19 protein-coding genes are annotated in these 20,528 nt (G+C 53.1%); 3 read left to right on the plus strand and 16 right to left on the minus strand.

Annotation, left to right across the window (positions count from 1 at the left end; all coding sequences use genetic code 11):
- Positions 1-4: 4 nt before the first annotated feature.
- The 3 genes from nhaC to OGY33_RS10215 form a co-directional block, all read right to left on the minus strand.
- A complete protein-coding gene (nhaC, locus tag OGY33_RS10205; protein WP_008783827.1) occupies positions 5-1,456 on the minus strand; it encodes a Na+/H+ antiporter NhaC in 1,452 nt (483 codons plus the stop codon).
- 153 nt (positions 1,457-1,609) lie between these two features.
- Positions 1,610-2,614: a LacI family DNA-binding transcriptional regulator gene (locus tag OGY33_RS10210; protein WP_191238835.1), complete on the minus strand. Its 1,005-nt coding sequence runs from the start codon at positions 2,612-2,614 to the stop codon at positions 1,610-1,612.
- Positions 2,615-2,781: 167 nt separating this feature from the next.
- Entirely contained in the window at positions 2,782-3,231 is a 450-nt protein-coding gene (locus OGY33_RS10215; protein WP_191238834.1) for a GNAT family N-acetyltransferase, read from the minus strand.
- A gap of 124 nt (positions 3,232-3,355) precedes the next feature.
- Here OGY33_RS10215 and pdxR point away from each other — a divergent pair, with 124 nt between their 5' ends.
- Together pdxR and OGY33_RS10225 are read left to right on the plus strand one after the other, a co-directional pair.
- Positions 3,356-4,825 (plus strand): MocR-like pyridoxine biosynthesis transcription factor PdxR, encoded by a 1,470-nt coding sequence (gene pdxR, locus OGY33_RS10220; protein ID WP_191238833.1) that lies wholly within the window; start codon positions 3,356-3,358, stop codon positions 4,823-4,825.
- 192 nt (positions 4,826-5,017) lie between these two features.
- Complete coding sequence (locus tag OGY33_RS10225) at positions 5,018-5,731, plus strand: GNAT family N-acetyltransferase (RefSeq protein ID WP_191238832.1); 714 nt, start codon at positions 5,018-5,020, stop codon at positions 5,729-5,731.
- 52 nt (positions 5,732-5,783) lie between these two features.
- On the opposite strand, the gene cbdX is transcribed toward OGY33_RS10225, so the two are convergent.
- The 13 genes from cbdX to puuD all read right to left on the minus strand — a co-directional run bounded on the left by cbdX (position 5,784) and on the right by puuD (position 18,646).
- On the minus strand, positions 5,784-5,873 hold the full coding sequence (gene cbdX / locus OGY33_RS10230; RefSeq protein ID WP_003830863.1) for a cytochrome bd-II oxidase subunit CbdX: 90 nt from the start codon (positions 5,871-5,873) through the stop codon (positions 5,784-5,786).
- A 13-nt stretch (positions 5,874-5,886) separates the two neighbouring features.
- Positions 5,887-7,023, minus strand: a complete 1,137-nt coding sequence (appB, locus tag OGY33_RS10235; RefSeq protein ID WP_191238831.1) for a cytochrome d ubiquinol oxidase subunit II — start codon at positions 7,021-7,023, stop codon at positions 5,887-5,889.
- An 11-nt stretch (positions 7,024-7,034) separates the two neighbouring features.
- A complete protein-coding gene (appC, locus tag OGY33_RS10240; RefSeq protein ID WP_191238830.1) occupies positions 7,035-8,579 on the minus strand; it encodes a cytochrome bd-II oxidase subunit 1 in 1,545 nt (514 codons plus the stop codon).
- An 89-nt stretch (positions 8,580-8,668) separates the two neighbouring features.
- Positions 8,669-9,526 (minus strand): hydrogenase expression/formation protein, encoded by an 858-nt coding sequence (locus OGY33_RS10245; RefSeq protein WP_191239032.1) that lies wholly within the window; start codon positions 9,524-9,526, stop codon positions 8,669-8,671.
- Positions 9,526-9,927: a hydrogenase-1 operon protein HyaE gene (hyaE, locus tag OGY33_RS10250; protein ID WP_048226408.1), complete on the minus strand. Its 402-nt coding sequence runs from the start codon at positions 9,925-9,927 to the stop codon at positions 9,526-9,528. Before hyaE ends, OGY33_RS10245 begins: the two co-directional genes overlap by 1 nt.
- A gap of 5 nt (positions 9,928-9,932) precedes the next feature.
- A complete protein-coding gene (hyaD, locus tag OGY33_RS10255; RefSeq protein ID WP_048214857.1) occupies positions 9,933-10,514 on the minus strand; it encodes a hydrogenase 1 maturation protease in 582 nt (193 codons plus the stop codon).
- A complete protein-coding gene (gene hyaC / locus OGY33_RS10260) occupies positions 10,511-11,245 on the minus strand; it encodes a Ni/Fe-hydrogenase b-type cytochrome subunit (protein ID WP_032942451.1) in 735 nt (244 codons plus the stop codon). The genes hyaD and hyaC overlap by 4 nt, the downstream gene beginning before the upstream one ends.
- An 18-nt stretch (positions 11,246-11,263) precedes the next feature.
- Positions 11,264-13,057: a Ni/Fe-hydrogenase large subunit gene (hyaB, locus tag OGY33_RS10265; RefSeq protein WP_032942453.1), complete on the minus strand. Its 1,794-nt coding sequence runs from the start codon at positions 13,055-13,057 to the stop codon at positions 11,264-11,266.
- Positions 13,054-14,181 carry a hydrogenase 1 small subunit gene (gene hyaA / locus OGY33_RS10270; RefSeq protein WP_191238829.1) on the minus strand — a complete coding sequence of 376 codons (1,128 nt, stop codon included), beginning with the start codon at positions 14,179-14,181 and terminating at the stop codon, positions 13,054-13,056. The genes hyaB and hyaA overlap by 4 nt, the downstream gene beginning before the upstream one ends.
- A 208-nt stretch (positions 14,182-14,389) precedes the next feature.
- On the minus strand, positions 14,390-15,670 hold the full coding sequence (locus OGY33_RS10275) for an NAD(P)/FAD-dependent oxidoreductase (protein WP_149607803.1): 1,281 nt from the start codon (positions 15,668-15,670) through the stop codon (positions 14,390-14,392).
- A gap of 2 nt (positions 15,671-15,672) precedes the next feature.
- Positions 15,673-17,160 carry an aldehyde dehydrogenase PuuC gene (gene puuC, locus OGY33_RS10280; RefSeq protein WP_048226397.1) on the minus strand — a complete coding sequence of 496 codons (1,488 nt, stop codon included), beginning with the start codon at positions 17,158-17,160 and terminating at the stop codon, positions 15,673-15,675.
- A 138-nt stretch (positions 17,161-17,298) separates the two neighbouring features.
- Positions 17,299-17,856, minus strand: coding sequence for an HTH-type transcriptional regulator PuuR (puuR, locus tag OGY33_RS10285; RefSeq protein ID WP_003830877.1), 558 nt, complete (start codon positions 17,854-17,856; stop codon positions 17,299-17,301).
- 25 nt (positions 17,857-17,881) lie between these two features.
- The gene (gene puuD, locus OGY33_RS10290; RefSeq protein WP_043015313.1) at positions 17,882-18,646 is read right to left on the minus strand and encodes a gamma-glutamyl-gamma-aminobutyrate hydrolase; all 765 of its coding nucleotides are present in this window, start codon (positions 18,644-18,646) and stop codon (positions 17,882-17,884) included.
- Between the two features lie 212 nt (positions 18,647-18,858).
- Here puuD and OGY33_RS10295 point away from each other — a divergent pair, with 212 nt between their 5' ends.
- Positions 18,859-20,277, plus strand: a complete 1,419-nt coding sequence (locus OGY33_RS10295) for a glutamine synthetase family protein (protein ID WP_003830879.1) — start codon at positions 18,859-18,861, stop codon at positions 20,275-20,277.
- Positions 20,278-20,528: the final 251 nt, after the last annotated feature.

Raw genomic sequence — 20,528 nt, forward strand, 5'->3', positions numbered from 1 at the left:
CTCCCTATTCTGTTGCCGTGATATTTTTTTCTGTTTCTGCCACTGATGGTGCCTTCGCAATACCGATTCCCGTGAAACCGTAAATCAAGGCGAAGAAGATTGCGGCATAGCACTGAATCGCCCATGGCAATAAATCCAGCGTGCTCACTCCTAATGTCGTGGCCATATAAACTCCGGCAGCGGTCCACGGCAACAACGGCTCAATGACGGTGCCAGCGTCTTCAATGGTGCGGGACAGATTTTTGGTATCCAGTCCCATACGACGATATGCGTCTTTAAACAGTTCAGCTGGAACCAGAAGAGCCAGCTTGCCGTCGCTTGTCGCTCCGGTCACCAGAAGGGTGGTACCAATGGTTGCCGCAATTAACTGACCGACACTGTGAATGACCGTCAGTAAGCGGTTAATGATAATGTTGAGTGCGCCGGTTAACGTTAAGGCACCGGCAAAAGAGAATGCGCAAAATACCAGAAGGATAGTGCTCATCATTGAGAACATTCCGCCGCGGTTCAGCAGGCGCGGAACATCAGCAATAATGCCCTCACTCCCTTGCGGGAACATAGTAATGTTGAATCCATCTATAAAGGCATCCAGTCCCTGCTTGATGCTGAGTCCTTGCATGACAACGCCCAGAATCAGGGCTAATACGCATGCACTCAGCATTAAAGGAATGACCGGCTTTTTACGAATTGCGCCCCACAACACAATAACCGGCGGCAAAATCAGAATGATATTGAAGTGGTATAGCGACTCCAGAGCGTTGACAATGTCGGTAACCCGTTGTGGCGTGGCGACCTCGCCGAGCATATTGCTGTGGCCGGCAATAAGATAAACCACGGCGGCAAGCAGAAAGCTGGGAATAGTGGTCCACAATAAGTGCTGGATATGCTCGAAAAGGGTGGTATCTGCAACAATGGCCGCAAAGTTGGTGGAGTCTGACAGCGGCGATATCTTGTCACCGAAGTAAGCGCCAGAAACAACGGCACCTGCCGCTGCTGCCATCGAAACATCCAGTCCGGCGGCAACGCCCATCAATGCTACGCCAACCGTTCCGGCGGAACCCCAGGAGGTTCCGGTACACACCGATACGACGCTGGTCAAAAAGAAGGCGGCGATGAGAATGTATTCGGGGCTGATGAGTTTAAGTCCCCAGTACACCATGTAAGGGATGGTGCCGCTGAACATCCATGTACCAATCAGTCCGCCAACACAGATAAGAATCATGATAACTGGCATTGCTTTGGCGAGTTTATCAACCACCGAATTAATGATGTCTTCCCAGCAATACCCTTGCCACCAGGCCATGCCCGCGGCGACTGCAGCAGAACATAGCAACAAGGGCTCAATACGTAGCCCCATGATGCCGTAGCCAATAATTAGCAGCAGTAGCATGGCTAAAATAGGGATCACTGCCAGTCCAAATGAGAGTGTTTTTTTCTGATTTTGAGAGGCATTCATTCATGAATCTCCAGTCTGTAAGGTCGCTCAAGAGTAGAGAACACCCTTTTGCCTGACTGTGATCGCTCATTGGCCCTCATGTAAGCGATTACATGAAGGCGTTAAACTTGAAGTCGGTCACAATTCAGGGGCTTGACGATTTACACATTGATTTCAGAGAGAGGGGGGAAGAACAGAATCGCGGATCACTAAATCCGCAGCGAAACTATTCACGCTGGGACGCTGAGTTGCGCCCTTAAAAAGCTGTATCGCCAGCTGCGAAGCGCAGCGAGCCATGCGCTCAACGGGATAATGCATTGTTGTGAGTGCGGGGTAGAGATAGCGGGCCATCACCACATCATCAAATCCAACGATCGAAAGCTGCTGCGGAAGTGTAATTCCCTGCTGATGGAGGATGCGCATAATCCCGGCGGCCATTACATCATTAAACGTCACTGCTGCGGTGAAAGGAATGCCGCAATTAAGCAGCTGGTGTGCAGCGCGTTCGCCACCTTCTTCATTAAAGGGCACGCTAATCACCCAGTTTTTATCTGGCGTAATGCCATATTCGGCCAGCGCCTGGCGATAGCCTTCCAGCCGCTCACGGCGATCGATAATCGGTAAATCACTTGTCACGCAGGCAATACAACGGTGCCCCTGTTCCAGGAGATGTAGCGTGGCTGTTTTAGCTGCCTGACTATTTTCCAGCCACACGCAGCGATTGGCCATCCCGGCAATATAGCGGTTCACGACCACCATGGCAGGAAAATGAGCGGCATATCGCAACAGTTCCTTTTCAGACAGTCTACTGGCATGGACCACAATAGCTTCACAGCCCTGGTTTATCAGAAAATCGAGTCCTGATTTTTCCATTCCTTCATCGTGGCCACCGCTGCATACCATCAGCCGAAATTGCTGCTGGCGTGATACTTCTTCCACGCCTCGGGCAAGCCTGGCAAAAAAGGGATCGGCAAGGTTGCCGGTCAATAACCCGAGCATGTCACCGCTGCGTTTCGCTAATGCAATAGCGGCGGCATTGCGATGATAGTTCAGTTCGCGCATGGCTTTTTCAACACGCTCACGCGTCACGGGTTCAACCCATGCGGTTTGATTAATAACACGTGAAACTGTTGCGGTGGACACTCCCGCTAACTCTGCAACATCCTTTATCGTTGCCATGCTGGCTCTTTACCTTTTTGATTCTCAAGAATTTGCTTATCGCTGGTTTTTTTCCTTATCTTATTCAGGTTGGGGGGATTTGTCACCGAGACATCCTCTGAGTATATCTACTCAGAGGCTTATTTTTAGTACTGAATAATTAAATACTATCCTGAGTATTATTATCCTTACATACGATATTCGATCATCCCGCTCTTTTGGGCCACCCAGTCATACAGACGTTGTCCACGGAGATTGGTTTCATGCGTATGCCAGTATAATCTTGACGCGTGGTGTTTTTTGGCTTGTTGTTGGACATACTCGATAAGCTGTTTACCGATATGTTGACCACGTACCTCTTCGCTAACAAATAAATCTTCGAGATAGCAATAGTTGGATTCTGCCCATGTTGAACGGTGAAAGAGATAATGCACCAGTCCCACTATTTTTCCATCATATTTGGCAACAGCACAATAAACAGGTTCGCTCGGGGTAAGGAAACGCTCCCACGTTAATTTTGTTACTTCATCTGAAATTTTAGTGCGATAAAATGTTTGATAGTTTATCCATAAAGGAAGCCAGCAGGCGTAGTCTTTTTGTTCTGCACTTTCAATAGTAACGGTATTCATGTTAGTCATATATATCCTGATATTTTATACGAGTAATGTGTTAGTATGATGATACTAAGAACTTTATAAATTCTCGTAAAGAGACACTTTCGATATATTGATAGGATCCACTTTTAGTATAAAGGTTAATACAATGAAGAAAAACAATGCGCCTTTATTTCAAGGATTTGTTTTAGGAAAAGGCGCGGTTAAGGAGCAGGTTTACCACATCCTCCGCGATCACATCCTCGAAGGGCGATTGCCGCCAGGAACAAAAATGCCGTCAACCAGGGCATTGTCCGAGATGATGTCAATTTCACGAAACTCAGCGATCGCCGGTTATGACAGGCTATTAGATGAAGGGTATATCCTGACCCGTAAAGGGTCTGGAACATATGTCTCACATAATATTCCGGATCGGAGTATCAGCAATAGCTATCCAAAGATGGCGTCGGGGGGCGTCGTCTCGCCTGATGAACAGGTTCACAGCCGAAATAATCCTGTTCGCGATTTGTGGTCAAATGAGTATGAAGGGCGCGGCATGAACCGCCTATTTGCGGTTGGTGTCGGGTGTACGGATCTCTTCCCGCATGCGTTATGGGGAAAGCTACTGCAACGTGTCTGGAGACAATCCCGGCATCAACTGGGCGCTCACACTCATCCTTGCGGGTACCTTCCTTTGAGAAAAGCGGTTTGCCGCTACATTAAAACAACGCGTGGAGTGAACTGTAACGAAGATCAGATAATCATCGTAAATGGTATTCAACAGGCATTGAACATTACTGCACGAGCATTGCTGTCGGCAGGAAGTGACGTTTGGCTGGACGACCCGGGTTACAAAGGCGCTCGCGGAGCCTTCATGTCAGTTGGCGCGATGGTGAGGCCGGTACCGGTAGATAGCGAGGGAATGAACGTCCGCTATGGTATTGATCATTTTCCTGACGCTAAGCTGGCCTATGTCGTCCCGTCGGATCAATATCCATTAAGTGGAACGTTAAGTTTATCCCGGCGTTTTGAGTTGCTGGAATGGGCGAAGTCGAATCAGGCATGGATATTTGAAGATGACTATAATAGCGAGTTCCGTTATGCCGACCGTTCTTTACAAGCTCTGCAAGGATTAGATCAGAATCAACGCGTAATCTACGCCGGAACATTTTCTAAAATGATGTACCCGGAATTCCGTTTAGGTTTTTTAGTTGTCCCGCCGGGTTTACAAGAACAGATTATGGTGACGAAATATTTTTCCGATCTTGGCACCAGTTATCTTGAACAGGCTGTGATGGCGAATTTTATTGAGGATGGTCACTATGCCAGTCATGTGCGCCGAATTCGTAAGGCATGCTATGAAAGAAGAACTGCGCTGGTCAATGCTATTCAAGAATACCTGGCTGATAAAATGATTGTGCAGCCTTCTGACTCTGGCGTCCATATTGTGTGCTGGCTACAAAACGGATTAACCGGAAATGAAGTTGAGGAGCAAGCCAGATTACTAGGGATGGGAATACTATCACTAAGTCGTTATTACCAGAGCGATGTATCACGACAGGGGATTTTGATTGGTTTTGCAAATCATCCGGTAGAGGCAATTGTTGATGGGATTCGTCGTTTGGCTCAGGTTATTTAAATTATAATTTATTCAGCTCTTAGCATTAATGCAGTAAATACGTTTCTTTCGCTACGGGCAAAAATATAGAGTTTGTTTTTTGTACAATTAAATAGTGTGGATCCGTTAAAAACACGCATTGTGGTTCTTTTGGACTGCTCAGTTTGATCATACCCTGCGCTGGTTTAGTTCTGTTTTGTAAGAGGTACAGATATGCCGGGCGTCTTTAATCAATACCAACAACTCGTAGGTATGACTTTGTCTGACTGGAAAGGCGCACCCTTTCCACAGGCTCAGCAAATTACAGGTCGCTATTGTAAGCTTGAACGCATTAACACCGAACGTCATGCAAAAGAGTTGTATGAAGCGTACTGCGAAGCAAGCGATTGTCGTGACTGGACATATCTGGCGGTCGGACCTTTTGAAACTTTTGATGCCTTCCTGGTTTATTTAAAAAACATGGAAGAACAGACAGATCCAATGCATTTTGCCGTGATCGATTTAACCAGTATGAAACCTGTTGGTACGTTTGCACTGATGCGGATTGATCCCGCAAATGGTGTGATTGAGGTAGGGCATGTTTCTTACTCCGTACGCATGAAACGCACGCGAATCTCAACGGAAGTCATCTCATTGCTTTTAAAGTACGTTTTTGAGGATCTGGGCTATCGCCGCTTTGAATGGAAATGTGATGCCTTCAATGCGCCTTCCCGTAGGGCGGCAGAGCGCTTTGGTTTCAGTTTTGAAGGTATATTTCGGCAGGCTATCGTTACCCGTGGACGAAATCGTGATACCGCATGGTACTCAATCATTGACAGTGAGTACCCGACACTTCGACCTGCCTACGATCTGTGGCTCGATGAGCGTAATTTCGATAACCAGGGACGGCAGATTCAGCGTCTTGGCGAGCTGATGGAAAGGGGATAAAAAAGCTCCCCGAATAAACCGGGGAGCCAGAAAGCGTAGCGTACGCGCAGAATTATTTCTGCCGCGACTCCAGCCAGACCAGCGCCAGCGTGGAGAGTGCGCACATCAGCAGAATGCCGACAAACCAAAACAGATACCACATCGTACGGTCCTCCCTAGTAAAGTTCGTGATTGTGGCGGCGGATCGTTTCTACATTGATTCGTCCCAGCATTTTGTAATAACTCCACACGGTATAAAGCAGAACGATCGGTAGAAAAATCAGCACAATAACCAGCATGATACTGAGCGTCATCTGGCTGGAGGTACTGTCCCACACCGTCAGGCTGGAGAGCGGATACGCGCTTGAAGGCATCACAAACGGAAACAGGGTGATTCCGGCGGTGAAGATCACGCAGGTCTGGGTCAGTGAAGCGCACAAAAATCCCCATACGGCCCGACGTTGCCCGCAGGCATAGATCGCGAGCATCGGGAAAATCATGCCAAGCAGCGGAATAATTAACAGCAGTGGTGACTGATAAAAGTGCGCCATCCATGCGCCCGGTGAGGTCGTTACCATTTTTAATAGCGGGTTGGAAGGACCATTCGGCTCCTGGCTAAGTAGCACATAGCCGTCGATCCCCGTCCATAGCCAGTAACCGGCTAACAGAAAGCAGAGCACGACCAGCATTGCGCTACGACGGGTAGCAGAGAGCGCGCGTTGGTGAAGAATGCCGTCGGTCTTCAACTGGATCCACATGCCCCCTTGCAGAATAACCAGCATCAGGCTTAATGCGCCGCACAGCAGCGCAAAGGGGGTGAGTAACTGCCAGAAAGTGCCCAGGTATTGCACATGAAGCTGTGGTGTGAAGATAAAAGGCACGCCCAGGAAAAGGTTGCCGAACGCGACGCCGAAGATAACAGGAGGGACCAGGCTCCCGATAACCAACCCGGTGTCCCACATAGCACGCCAGCGTGCATTGGCTATTTTGCCGCGATAATCAAAGGCCAACGGGCGGAAGAAAAGGGCACACAGCACCAGGATCATTGCCACATAAAACCCCGAAAATGCGGCGGCATAGACCCGCGGCCAGGCCGCGAATAATGCACCACCCGCCAGAATAAGCCACACCTGGTTACCTTCCCAGTGCGCCCCGACGCTATTGATTAACACCCGTCGCTCGTCATCGTTTCGCGCGATCAGCGGTAACAGGCAGCCGACCCCCATATCAAACCCGTCAGTGACCATAAAGGCCACCAGAATGATGCCAATCAGCAGCCACCAAATGAGCCGCAACGTTTCATAATCCAACATGATTGTCTCCTTTATCCCTGTTGTTGCGCTGGTTGCTGGTTATGCATTGCATCTGGACCAAGGCGCGCGTATTTCTGCATCAGGTAGACCTCAGCAATTAAAAACAGGGTGTAAAGCGTGAGAATTAGCCCCATCGAGAAGGCCAACTGGCCTGCGCTCAGCGCGGAGTGGGCGTACCATGTCGGCAAAATATCCTGAATCGCCCATGGCTGGCGGCCAAACTCCGTCATAAACCAGCCAGCTTCGATGGCAATCCACGGGAACGGCAGGCTCCATAGTGTCATGCGCAGTACCCAGCGATGCTGGTCGATACGCCAGCGTAAGGTCTGTATCAACGCAATCGCCATCACCAGTAGCAGCAGCGAACCGCAAGCAATCATGATGCGAAAGCTCCAGAACACGGGGGCCACCTGCGGAATTGCGCCGCGTTGCGCGGCCTGATATTGCGCGGGGGTCACATGATTCATATCAGGCGCGTAGTTCGCCAACAGGATGCCGTAACCCAGATCATTTTCTACGGCGTGGAAAGCCTTCAGCACCTGCGGCGTGCGGTTACCTTTGGCAATTTCCTGCATCAGTAACCACGCCTCCAGGCCCCGCTGCAGGCGTGGCAACGCGTCCGCCATCAGATTTTTGAGTCCTGGAACTGGGGTATCTAAAGAGTGGGTCGCCAGAATACCCAGCAGGGCCGGTATCTTCACGGCAAAGGCGTTACGCTCTTTCTCCTGCTGCGGCCATGCGATGACATGAAAGGGCGCGGGGGCCGGTTCGGTTTGCCATTCGCCCTCCATTGCCGCCAGTTTTACCGGCTGGAGTTGGGCGACCTCATAGGCTGAGCTATCACCCAGTTGTAGCGTGCCGAGGATAGCCAGCGTGCCAAAGACGGAACCCACCGCGAAGGAGCGCCGGGCGAACTCGCGATTGCGACCACGCAGCAAATACCAGGCGCTAATAGACATCACGAACATGGCGCCGGTGACATAACCGGACATCACGGTATGCACAAATTTCACCTGGCTGACGGGGTTAAAGACCAGCTCGCTAAAGCTGCTCATCTCCATGCGCAGGGTATCAATATTAAAGCGAGCGCCTGTCGGATACTGCATCCAGCCGTTGGCGTTGAGGATCCACAGGGCCGAGATGTTAGAGCCAAACGCAACCAGCCAGGTCACCAGTAAATGCTGATACTTGTTTAAGCGCTGCCAGCCAAAGAAGAACAGCCCCACGAAGGTGGATTCAAGAAAGAAAGCCATCAGGGCTTCCATCGCCAGCGGGGCACCGAAAATATCACCCACATAGTTGGAATAGAGCGACCAGTTAGTGCCGAACTGAAACTCCATGGTCAGGCCGGTTGCCACGCCGAGCGCAAAGTTAATACCGAATAGCTTTCCCCAGAAACGCGTCATGTCGCGGTAGACTGTTTTGCCGGTCACCACGAACAGGGTTTCCATGATGGCCAGCAAAAAAATCAGCCCCAGCGTCAGGGGAACAAACAGAAAATGGTACAGCGCGGTCAGCGCAAACTGCCAGCGCGATAAGTCAATGACGTCCCACATGCGAACTCCATCAGGCATTAGAGAGTGAATAGGTAAGGAAGAAAACGCCAGACCCGCAGTAGAAAAGTACGCGGGTCTAAAGAGGGGGATCAGGCAGGCGGGCCGGATGCCAGCCAGCCGCAGACTTCATCCAGGCGCTCGAGCGAGTCGAGCAGATCTTCCGGTGCGGCCAACACCAGTTCCGGCAACGGACAGATCTCATAACTCTCAAGCAGAAGCCCTTTCAGGGTATCCAGACAGCGAACATGCCAGACATGGCGCAGCGCCATGGCATCGATTTGGCTCTCGCCGTAGCCGATGGTGCGGATTTGAATGTGTCCTTCGCCGCACAGGCGGGCGAGGAACAGGCGATCCGCGTCGCTAATCGGCAGTTGGGTGAGATTAATGCTATGGGGTTGCGCTGCCGGATCGCGCACGTGCGCCAGCAGTTCCTGGGCCAGCGTCAGGCCATTCATCAACCCATCTATAGGCGGAGGCAGCAGGCTATCGTCCGGCAGCGTATTGATTGTTGCCGCCTGCCACAGCGCCCGTGGCGCGCTACCTGCTTCCAGATGTTCCTGCCATTGCCCCTTGTCATTCTGACAACGCACCCGCCAGATACCGCAGAAAATCGACTCCTGAATCTCGCTCGCCCTGCCGTCAGCATGCTGAATGCGCACGGAAACTTCGCCTTCGCCGAGTAGCGTATTCAGAAAGGTGAGATCGTCTGCATTGAGCGCGGATAAATCCCATCCCAGCACATCCTGTTTGGCGGGAATTCTCTGGGTGAGCTGGTGGCGCACATCGGCTAACAATGCCATCACCGCCGGGCTGTGCGGACAGTTTTCCAGTGTTGCCATGCTGGGGTCGCTGTTGACCTGGCAGGTGAGGGGCAAGGGATTCATGCTGAAGCTGTCATCACCCGGCTGCGTTCCCGGCCCCAGCAGATGAAAAAAGGAATCGCTCATCATGCAGACTCCGGCGGTATGCGTTGTTCAACGAGGGGACGCATCAGGTTGAGCAGGTCGGCCCACGGGTGGATACCGCTGAGAATGCCGCGCAGCTCACCCTGGGTAAACACCAGGGTAGCCGGAAAACGGAACACGCCAAAGCGATCGCCGATCGCCTCGCTGTGTTCAAGATCCGCCATGGCGATGTGCCAGTCAAACTGGGGAAACTCGCGGAGCAACTCGGCAATCATGACCGGGTTATCGCTGACTTCCGGTGTACGGCGAGGATCGCTACTGAGCAGGACCACGCCATCACGCACGCGGGTTATCCAGTCATCCAGTTCAGATGCGCTCAGCGGTTGCCAGCCCTTAGCCAGCATTCGCTGCCATAGCGCAGAAAACGGTTGGTCATTCAACATGTTAATTATCTCTCCAGCGTTACGCGATACTGGCGAATACGCACGCCTTCATAGTTTTCCATCGACAGGCAGTCATAGTTCAGGCAACGCGTTTCATCGCTTATCTGTGGCGCAATACCCCACGCGGCCAGTTGCGTAAGCGCGGCCTGTTCTGCCGCCGGGAGCTGAGCGCGCGCGATGTCGGTCAGGCTGCCGCCATAGTCGTCCAGCTGTACAGGCTGTAGTCCCACCAGAGCGATGTGCGCGGGGAGATGGCCGCGAATATCCGCCAGAGCCAGCACTTCAGAGAAGCTGTTCTGATGCAGACTCATTTTTTTGGCGCTGAGGTAACTCGGGACTTTGTCTCCGGCGTAAGTTTGCAGGGTGCCTGGTGCGAGCCCGTAGTCGATGGCGTCAAGCAGCAGCAAATGGCTGGCCTGCTCAACGTAGCCCAGCAGATTCAGTCCCTGCGTGCCGCCGTCAACAATCTCTACCGATTCAGGCCAGTGATAATGAGCGTACAGGCGCTCAGCGAGGCGAATACCAAACCCTTCATCTGCCCACAGCAGGTTGCCTAAGCCCATCACGATGACGTTAGGTTCGCTCATGACGCCTCCTTATCGTGCTGACCCTTAGGAAACTTATGACTACGAAAGCCGTTAATCATGGTTGAGATGACGGTCTCGTCAGACATGATGTCCTCACGAATCGCCATATACACATGGCCTACGATGAAGGCGGCGATGAACCACATCCCTAACCGATGCCAGCTGTGGATATCGAGAGAGTTCCCGCCGGTCCAGTAGAAAAACTCCGTCACATAGCGGAAAGGGGTAAAAATGGCGTACTGGCTATGTTCGCTGTATAAGGCAAAACCGGTGAGGATCATAAAAACGGAAAGCAGGAAATAACCGCACATCGCCGCCTGCGCGATGGGGTTATGACCGATATCATCTCCCGGTTTTTTTTCCAGAAACAGATACCAACGCACCACAGAATACGCACCCTGCCACCAACTGCGCCGCCAGACCGGCACGATAAACAGTTCGCGTGAATAACGGTTACCGACGAAGGCCCAGTAAATGCGCATCAGCAGTATCACCGTGAACACCATGGCGGCGGCGAAATGCACCAGCCGAATGTCGCCCATATAGAACAGATAAGTGGCCTCACCGCTGACCGACGGCAGCGGTCGGCCAATGAAGTATCCGGTCACCATCAACACCAACATGCAGCCCACCGTCAGCCAGTGCCACAAGCGTACTGGCGCTTCAAACACATAGTGGCTGGTGGCGGTATCACGCGCCTCCCCGACGCGTGGGGATGTTTTTCCAGTCATCGTTCCGTTCCTTAACGCTTAGCGAACCTGGACGGCGATAAGTTCGCTGCCGTCGTCGCCGAGTACGTGGGTTGAACATGCCAGGCAGGGGTCGAAGCTGTGCAAGGTGCGCAGGATCTCCAACGGTTGATCCGGTATCGCCATTTGGGTGCCCATCAGCGCCGCCTCGTAAGCGCCAATTTGTCCCTTTGGATCGCGCGGGCTGGCATTCCAGGTGGTCGGCACCACGCATTGATACAGGTCGATCTTCTGGTCGCGAATCGATGCCCAGTGGCCTAATGCTCCGCGCGGCGCTTCGGTAAAACCGATCCCGCGACAGTGCTGCGGCCAGCTTTCAGGCTCCCACTTTTCGGTATTTGCGGTAGCCAGATTGCCGTTTTTCAGGTTGGTCATCAGCTTGTCGAAGAAATATTGCAGCTTGCTCACGGCCCACTGCGCTTCGTGCGCGCGGCACAGAATACGTCCCAGCGTTGATTGCATACCCGACAGCGGCAGCTTGAGGGCGGACATCATGCGATCCACGGATTCAATCGTGGCGGCATCCCCTTTGTGATAGGCAATCAGCGTACGCGCCAACGGCCCAACTTCCATAGCGTGTCCCCGCCAGCGCGGGGCTTTAATCCACGAATAGCGTTCCTGTTCGTTGAGCTGCTTGATATCGGTATCGCTGCCTTTGACATCGCCCGGGTTGTACCAGGGTTCAGTAATCCCTTCGAACGGGTGGCGACCTAATTGATCGTCCGGATAACGATACCAGGCATGATCGACAAACTCCTGAATTTGCTGCTGATCGTCCAGGTCCACCGGCATGACGTTGTTAAAATCACCATTAATCACCGCGCCGCCAGGCATCAACAGGCTCTTCGCGCTGAAGTCATTGGCGATATCCGGGAACGCGCCGTAGCTTAAGACGCACTTATCAGAAAGCCCGGTGCCAATCTGGCTCCAGGGTTTATTGAACTGGCCGATAGCCAGCGCGTCAGGCACCATGACGTTGTTGATGAAATCAGCGGTGCGGGTGATGATCGACTGCACCAGGTTCAGGCGTTCCATATCGACTGCGCCTACCGCGCCGCTCTGATCGATATTGATAGCGCACGGCATCCCACCGACAATCCAGTTCGGATGCGGATTCTTACCGCCAAACACCGTATGGATTTTGATGATCTCGCGCTGAAAATCGAGCGCTTCCAGATAGTGGGCAAAGCCCATCAGGTTGGCCTCTGGCGACAGCTTGTACTGCGGATGTCCCCAGTAACCGTTGCGAAAAATCCCCAACTGACCGCCTTCGACAAATTTCTTAAGGCGATTTTGGACGTCAAAGAAGTAGCCTGGAGAAGACATCGGCCAGGCTGAAAGGCTTTGTGCCAGCTGCGATGTGGCGCGCGGATCTGCTTTCAGGGCATTCAGCACGTCAATCCAGTCCATTCCGGCTAACTGGTAAAAGTGCACCAGATGGTCGTGGCACCACAGCGTCGCCAGCATAATATTGCGAATGATGTTGGCGTTGTCGGGCACCTTTATGCCAATAGCGTCCTCAATGGCATAGACCGAGGCGAGCGCATGTACGCCGGTGCACACTCCGCAAATTCGTTCGACGAATGCCCAGGCATCGCGCGGGTCGCGCCCCTGTAGAATGATCTCCAGCCCGCGGAACATGGTGCCGCAGGAAACCGCGTTGGTGATGATGTTTTGCTCATTAATGTTCACTTCACAACGCATATGGCCTTCAATGCGCGTAATGGGATCCACAACCAGACGGCGACCGGCATTATTGACTGTATATCCCTGGGTTTGATACGAATTGCTCATGCCTGTTTATCCTTATTGTCTGGAGACTGTTGTCCGGCGTCGGCTAGTTGCTGTTTGTGGCGGTTGTGTTGATTGACGGCGCTGGCGACTGCGTGAACACCGACACCGGCCGCCACGACGCCTAGCGCGGTGAGGCCCACGGTATCGGCGGTTGAATGCGTCCCCATTTGTGGAATATCAACCACGCGGCTGTAGAACGAACCGCGATCCCAGAAGCCGTTTTCCGAACATCCCAGACAACCGTGGCCGGACTGGATGGGGAAAGAAACGCCACCATTCCAGCGGGTGGTGGAACAGGCGTTATAGGTGGTTGGCCCTTTGCAGCCCATTTTGTACAGGCAATAGCTTTTGCGGGCGGCGTCATCGTCCCAACTCTCAACGAACTCCCCGGCGTCAAAGTGGGCGCGGCGGTAGCATTTATCGTGAATACGCTGACCATAGAACATCAACGGACGCCCCAAACGATCGAGTTCAGGCAAACGATCAAATGTCACCATGTAGGTAATGATGGCGCTCATGACATCCGGAATCGGCGGGCAGCCGGGCACTTTCACGATCGGCTTATCGGTGATCACCTTATCGATCGGCGTAGCCTGGGTAGGGTTAGGCCGGGCAGCCTGCACGCAGCCCCAGGAGGCGCAGGTTCCCCAGGCGATAATCGCGCTGGCTCCTGCTGCGGCTCGTTTTAACTTTTCAATAAAAGGGCGCCCGCTGCTGATGCAAAACATCCCTTGCTCGCCCAGCGGAGGGTTGCCCTCGACTGCCAGAATGTATCGGCCGTGGTAGCGGCTCAGAATGTCTTCAAATACCTCTTCGGCCTGCGTTCCGGCGGCGGCCATCAGCGTGTCGTCGTAATCGAGGGAAATCAGAGAGAGGATGACGTCTTTGGCGAGTGGGTGCGAGGAGCGAATAAACGATTCGGTACAGCAGGTGCATTCCAGTCCGTGGATCCAGACGACCGGGATCCGGGGTTTGTTCTCCAGCGCCCAGGCTATTCGGGGCGTCATTCCAGCCCCTAATCCCAGCGATGTTGCGGCGAGGCTACAGTATTTAAGAAAACTGCGTCGGCTCACTCCCTTCCGGCGCATCGCCTGATAAAAGGTCTCCTCATTATTCGTATTCATAACACGCGTTTCTTCCCCCGTTGAGTTCTGGCGCATGCCGCCAGCGATATCTAAAAAAGCGTATCCGATCGGAAGGGAGAAACAATGCAAAGAGTGTGGTTATGTCCTATTGCGATATTTTCGTACCTGTTACCTGTTTTTCGCTTTCCAGGAATAAAAAAACGCACAGGGGGAATCGCCCTGTGCGTCGGGTTTATCGCGGAAGAACTTAAACCCCAAGGCGATCGCGTAAGCTGTAATATGCCGCCCCCATGGCGGTAAACGGAATGCGCAGGCTGCGGCCTCCTGGGAACGGGTAGTGCGGCAGTTTGGCGAACGCGTCAAAGCGCTCGGCATCCCCGCGCAGCAGTTCGGAAATCAGGCGCCCTGCCAGGTGAGTACAGGTCACGCCGTGGCCGCTGTAGCCCTGCATATAGTAAATGTTGGTATCAAGACGGCCGAACTGCGGCATACGAGACAGCGTTAACAGGAAATTACCGGTCCAGCGGTAATCAATTTTTACCCCCTGCAATTGCGGGAAGGTCTTCAGCAGTTTCGGCATCACCAGACGCTCAATATCGTCTGGGTCGCGAGCGCCGTAGACTACGCCACCGCCGTACAGCAGGCGGTTATCGCCGGTCAGACGGTAGTAATCGAGCAGGTAGTTACAATCTTCCACGCAGTAGTTTTTCGGTATCAGCGAGCGCGCAATCTCCGCCGACAGCGGTTCGGTGGTTAATACCTGCGTGCCACACGGCATGCTGCTTTTTGCCAGCGCAGGTTCGAGTTTGTCTCCGAGATAGGCGTTGCCCGCGACGATCACAAAGCGGGCCGTCACCTGGCCTTTTTCAGTGCTGACCACCGCCGGGCTGGTGTGCTGAATACGGGTGACTGGCGACTGCTCAAAGACGCGTCCGCCGTTCAGACGAATGGCGTTAGCTTCGCCAATCGCCAGGTTCAGCGGGTGAATATGACCACCGCTGTGGTCGAGCAGCGCGCCGACATAACGATCGCTGCTGACTTCGCGACGAATTTCACTGCTGTCTAACAGTTCAAGCTGCGTGTTGCCGTAGCGTTCCCAGTTCGACTTCTGCTCTTCCAGCGTTTCCATCTGTTTGTGGTTCAGCGCTACAAACAGCCCGCCTGGACGATAATCGCATTCGATCTGATAACGCTTGATGCGTTCGCGGATGATATTGCCGCCTTCAAACATCATTCCACCGAGCATTTTAGCGGCGTCCGGGCCATAGGTACGTTCGATGACGTCGATATCGCGACTGTAGGAGTTCACCAACTGACCGCCGTTACGTCCGCTGGCCCCGAAACCAATACGCGCGGATTCCAGTAGCACCACGTCGTAACCCATTTCCGCTAAATGCAGGGCGGAGGAAAGTCCGGTATAACCACCGCCCACGACGCAAACATCACAGCTAACCGATTCGCTAAGGGTCGGAAACGGTTCGTACTGATTGGCGCTTGCGGCGTAATAACTGCTGGTATGTTCAGTCATGATTAAGACTCCAGGGAGATCCAGATGGTTTTCAGTTCGCTAAATTTTTCCAGCGCATGCAGGGATTTATCGCGTCCGTTACCGCTTTGCTTATAACCGCCGAACGGCACGGTCATATCACCGTCGTTGTAGTTATTCACGAAGACTGAGCCGGCTTTCAGGCGACGGCTCATACGATGGGCACGCGACAAATCGCGGGTCCAGACCGCGGCGCCGAGGCCGTAGTCACTGTCGTTGGCCAGCGCCAGGGCTTCGGCTTCACTGCTAAAACGGGTGACGACCAGTACCGGGCCGAAGATTTCATCGCGGCTGACGTGGGCCTGCGGCGCGGTATCGACAAAAATAGTCGGGCCGATAGCGGCCGGATGTACGTGGCTGCGGCCATCCAGCGCCAGCGTGCCTTGCGCTTCACCGTCGCGAATAAAACCGTGCACGGTGTCGGCATGCGCATTGTCGATAAGCGTGCCCATCGTGGTTTCCGGATCCAGCGGGTTGCCAGGCTGCCAGTTTTTCGCCTGCTCTTTCAGCAGCGCGATAAATTCGTCGGCAATACTCTCTTCCAGCAGCAGGCGCGTACCGGCGATACAAACCTGGCCCTGGTTATAGAAGATACCTGCCGCTGCATTAGCGGCGGCTTTCGGCAGATCCGGACAGTCGGCAAACACGATATTGGCGCTTTTACCTCCGGCCTCCAGCCAGACGCGTTTCATGTTGCTGTCGCCAGCGTCTTTGAGCAGTTGCTTGCCGGTACGGGTCGAGCCGGTAAAGGTGATCACATCAACATCCGGATGTTGTGACAACGCCTGACCCGCTTCGTGACCATACCCGCTAACAACGCTGAGAACGCCATCTGGCAAACCTGCTTTTTTAGCCAGCGCAGCCAGGCGAATGGCGGTCAGCGGTGATTTCTCCGAGGGTTTGAGGATCACGCTGTTACCCGCAGCCAGTGCCGGGCCGAGTTTCCAGCAGGCCAGCAGCAGAGGAAAATTCCACGGTACGATGGCGGCAATCACGCCCACCGGTTCGCGCACAATCAGTGCCAGATCGTTCACCGAGGTAGTGGCAACTTCGCCATAGACTTTATCTATAGCTTCGGCATACCAGCGGATGGCGCGCGCCGCGCCGGGAATATCATCACGCAGGCTATGGCGAATCGGTTTACCGGTATCGAGCGTTTCCAGTAGCGCCAGCTCCTCGTGATGCTGCTCCATTAAATCGGCGAGTTTGTGCAGTACCGCTTTGCGCTCTGCGGGTGATGCTTGCGACCAGTCTCCGCGTTCAAAGACGGTACGGGCTGCGGTGACCGCGCGGTCCACATCCGCTTTTTTACCGCGGGCGACTTTAGCCAGAGGACGTTGTCCTGCCGGATCCAGCGTAATAAAGGTTTCGTTATCAGCGGCGGCACAATATTCGCCGTTAATAAATAAACGGGTCTCTGGTGAATAATGGCTGGCTTTCTCACGCCAATATTTAAGATTCTGAAAGTTCATAGCTACTCCTTTTATATCAATAAGATAAAGTTCGTTGCTGATCTTTTTCAGGCAAAATCAGGCTGCACGATGCCCCAGGGATGTACCCTGTTAATGCGCGTTATTTAAGAAGGCCTGAGAAACTCAGGCCGCTACTTATTAGAAAGTGGTGGGAGTGTGGGCACTGATGATGCGGCAGATCCCTGCCGAGGTGTTGCTGAAGCTGTGTGGTATGCCGGTGTTAATGGCATAGCTTTGCCCTGCAACAAGAGGATACGTTTGACCGTTGATGGTCAGTATCACTTCACCTTCCAGTATTGTGCCAATCTCTTCACCCTGATGTTTAATTCTCTCCCCGGTTGTCGTGCCTGGCTGATAGGTTTCAAACATCATTGCCAGCGTACGATTCGGATTTCCGTTGTGTACCAGCTTCATGGATACTCCCTGACTCCCGATCTCAATCAAATCATCCTGATTGATAACCACCTGCGGTTCGTCAGGCTTTTCCGGTTCCGCGAAGAACTCGGAGAGCGACAGCCCATATACTTTCAATAGCTTTTGCAGCGTACTGATGGCAGGACTGACTTTATCCTGCTCTATGGTGCTGATGGCGCTATGCGTTAACCCAGACAGTTCGGCGGCACGACGCTGCGAAAGACCCAATTGCTGGCGGATCTCTGACAAACGTTTACCCGGCGCCAGGCCGTCATCGCTCATAATTGCATTTCCTTAACTGTAGTGGTCAGAGTCGCTGTTTTTCAGCGAGGTGGTTCTGACAAGCGGTGATAAAACCTTCAAGTAACAAACGCGACAGGGCGTATTCGCTACTGTTCCATTCCGGGTGCCACTGCACGCCGAGCGCGAAAGGATGGTCATGGACGCTGGCAGCTTCCACTAATCCATCCTGCGAGCGTGCTTCCACGCGCAGCTGCGGGCCAAGGGTTTTTGCGCCCTGACCATGCAAGGAGTTAACCCAAAACGTGCTGCAACCTGGTATTAACTGAGATAGCAATCCTCCCTGTTGAACCTGGACTTCATGAGATGGTGCATATTGCTGCTCCACCGGGAGTTCCGCATCTTCACGATGTTCCAGGAACTGTGAGTGATCGCACAGGCGACGATACAGAGTCCCGCCAGTGGCGACAACTAATTCCTGCAAGCCCCGGCAGATGGCGAAAATGGGAATGCGCCTTTCGAGCCCGGCGGTAATTAGCGCCATGCTCAGAAGATCACGCCCGGGATCGGCGTCAGACTCATCGCCATTTTCACCATAGAGGTGCGGCTGCACATTGCTTGGGCTTCCTGGCAGGAAGATACCGTCCAGTTTCGGTAACAGCGCGTTCAACAATTCGGGTTCCGCAAGCGCATGGGGAAGCGCTATCGGTAATCCACCGGCATTTAATACCGCATTCAGGTACTTTTCTTGCAGAGTCTGGGTCTGGTGACCCTTAAGCCTGTTCCTACACATCACTACACCAATAACTGGCTTGTCAAATATATTGCCCATGATCGACCTCACGTTTTGGAATAAATTATTGCCAAACGGTTCCTTGTTGTGCCATTCCGTTCATTATTTTCTCAATCTAGCAGCGGAATAACCTTCTAGCAAACTTAATTTAACATTTGACAAACAATTTGTTTGCATCCAGAGTCGAAGGGTGGACATTATATTTAACAGTCAAATCACAGAACAGCTTACCAGGCCAACGGCGGTGAATCATGGAAACCAATATCGTAGAAGTTGAGAATTTTGTTCAGCATTCTGAAGAGAGACGAAGTAGCGCGTTTGCGCGCGAAGTTAAGCAGTATCTGGAACGCTATCCTAATACGCAGTATGTGGATGTGTTGTTAACCGACCTTAATGGCTGTTTTCGCGGTAAGCGCCTTCCCGTTGCGGGATTGCATAAGTTAGAGAAAGGCTGCTATTTCCCGGCATCCGTTTTCGCGATGGATATTCTGGGCAATGTGGTCGAAGAGGCGGGATTAGGCCAGGAGCTTGGCGAACCCGATCGGACCTGTGTACCCGTGGCAGGTACGTTAACCCCTTCGGCTGCCGATCCGGAATTTATTGCGCAGATGATGCTGACGATGCTGGATGAAGATGGCGCTCCCTTTGACGTTGAGCCGCGGAACGTACTAAACCGACTCTGGCAGAAACTTCGCCAGCGCGGTCTGTTCCCCGTCGTAGCGGTAGAGCTGGAGTTCTATTTACTCGATCGTAAGCGTGACCCCGAAGGTTATCTGCAGCCGCCATGCGCGCCGGGAACGGATGATCGAAATACCCAAAGTCAGGTTTATTCGGTTGATAACCTGAACCACTTTGCTGATGTGCTGAACGATATCGATGAACTGGCCCGTTTGCAGCTGATCCCGGCCGACGGCGCGGTGGCTGAAGCCTCCCCAGGGCAGTTTGAAATCAACCTCTACCATACCGACAACGTGCTCGACGCCTGCGATGACGCGCTGGCGCTGAAACGTCTGGTACGGCTGGTGGCGGAGAAACATAAGATGCATGCCACGTTTATGGCAAAACCTTATGAGGAGCATGCCGGTAGCGGGATGCATATCCACATCAGCGTCATGAATAACAAAGGTGAGAACGTGCTGGCTGATGCGAATGGCGATGATTCCGCGTTATTAAAGCGTGCGCTCGCTGGGATGATTGATCTGATGCCCGCATCAATGGCGCTTCTGGCGCCGAATGTGAACTCCTATCGCCGCTTCCAGCCGGGGATGTATGTTCCGACCCAGGCGTCCTGGGGGCACAACAATCGTACGGTAGCGCTGCGGATTCCCTGCGGCGACCGTGATAACCATCGGGTTGAATATCGCGTAGCGGGGGCTGATGCCAACCCGTATCTGGTGATGTCGACCATTCTGGCGGGGATCCTTCACGGTCTGGATAACGAACTGCCGTTACAAGAAGAAGTTGAGGGTAACGGTCTGGAGCAGGAAGGGCTGCCGTTCCCGATTCGCCAGAGCGATGCGCTGTGGGAGTTTATGCAAAATGACAGTCTGCGTGAACTATTGGGTGAGCGGTTTAGCCATGTGTATCACGCCTGTAAAAACGATGAGCTTATCCAGTTTGAACGTCTGATTACCGACACTGAAATTGAGTGGATGCTGAAAAACGCCTGACCGTTGTACAGGTCATTGAAAAAGAAGTCGCATCATGCGGGCTGAGCGGAGCCAGCCCGTAAAAATTGCAGGAATACCTGCCATTTCCCGGATGTCGCGTAATGGAGCGCGGGCGACAACGGGTCTTCAGATAACCGACAGAGTTTGTGACGAGGAAATGTGATGATGCCAATGTTTAAAAACCCGCCCCGCGTGAGTATTCATGGCTCCCGCAGTAAATACGGACCGCATCTGCGCCGTACCACATTGAC

The organism is Citrobacter sp. Cpo032 (assembly GCF_030332975.1).
GTDB classification, from domain to species: domain Bacteria; phylum Pseudomonadota; class Gammaproteobacteria; order Enterobacterales; family Enterobacteriaceae; genus Citrobacter; species Citrobacter portucalensis.

Excerpts from the sequence above, each read along its gene's own strand:
- nhaC (WP_008783827.1), bottom strand. The coding sequence starts at position 1,456 with ATGAATGCCTCTCAAAATCAGAAAAAAACACTCTCATTTGGACTGGCA.
- OGY33_RS10210 (WP_191238835.1), bottom strand. The coding sequence starts at position 2,614 with ATGGCAACGATAAAGGATGTTGCAGAGTTAGCGGGAGTGTCCACCGCA.
- OGY33_RS10215 (WP_191238834.1), bottom strand. The coding sequence starts at position 3,231 with ATGACTAACATGAATACCGTTACTATTGAAAGTGCAGAACAAAAAGAC.
- pdxR (WP_191238833.1), top strand. The coding sequence starts at position 3,356 with ATGAAGAAAAACAATGCGCCTTTATTTCAAGGATTTGTTTTAGGAAAA.
- OGY33_RS10225 (WP_191238832.1), top strand. The coding sequence starts at position 5,018 with ATGCCGGGCGTCTTTAATCAATACCAACAACTCGTAGGTATGACTTTG.
- cbdX (WP_003830863.1), bottom strand. The coding sequence starts at position 5,873 with ATGTGGTATCTGTTTTGGTTTGTCGGCATTCTGCTGATGTGCGCACTC.
- appB (WP_191238831.1), bottom strand. The coding sequence starts at position 7,023 with ATGTTGGATTATGAAACGTTGCGGCTCATTTGGTGGCTGCTGATTGGC.
- appC (WP_191238830.1), bottom strand. The coding sequence starts at position 8,579 with ATGTGGGACGTCATTGACTTATCGCGCTGGCAGTTTGCGCTGACCGCG.
- OGY33_RS10245 (WP_191239032.1), bottom strand. The coding sequence starts at position 9,526 with ATGAGCGATTCCTTTTTTCATCTGCTGGGGCCGGGAACGCAGCCGGGT.
- hyaE (WP_048226408.1), bottom strand. The coding sequence starts at position 9,927 with ATGTTGAATGACCAACCGTTTTCTGCGCTATGGCAGCGAATGCTGGCT.
- hyaD (WP_048214857.1), bottom strand. The coding sequence starts at position 10,514 with ATGAGCGAACCTAACGTCATCGTGATGGGCTTAGGCAACCTGCTGTGG.
- hyaC (WP_032942451.1), bottom strand. The coding sequence starts at position 11,245 with ATGACTGGAAAAACATCCCCACGCGTCGGGGAGGCGCGTGATACCGCC.
- hyaB (WP_032942453.1), bottom strand. The coding sequence starts at position 13,057 with ATGAGCAATTCGTATCAAACCCAGGGATATACAGTCAATAATGCCGGT.
- hyaA (WP_191238829.1), bottom strand. The coding sequence starts at position 14,181 with ATGAATACGAATAATGAGGAGACCTTTTATCAGGCGATGCGCCGGAAG.
- OGY33_RS10275 (WP_149607803.1), bottom strand. The coding sequence starts at position 15,670 with ATGACTGAACATACCAGCAGTTATTACGCCGCAAGCGCCAATCAGTAC.
- puuC (WP_048226397.1), bottom strand. The coding sequence starts at position 17,160 with ATGAACTTTCAGAATCTTAAATATTGGCGTGAGAAAGCCAGCCATTAT.
- puuR (WP_003830877.1), bottom strand. The coding sequence starts at position 17,856 with ATGAGCGATGACGGCCTGGCGCCGGGTAAACGTTTGTCAGAGATCCGC.
- puuD (WP_043015313.1), bottom strand. The coding sequence starts at position 18,646 with ATGGGCAATATATTTGACAAGCCAGTTATTGGTGTAGTGATGTGTAGG.
- OGY33_RS10295 (WP_003830879.1), top strand. The coding sequence starts at position 18,859 with ATGGAAACCAATATCGTAGAAGTTGAGAATTTTGTTCAGCATTCTGAA.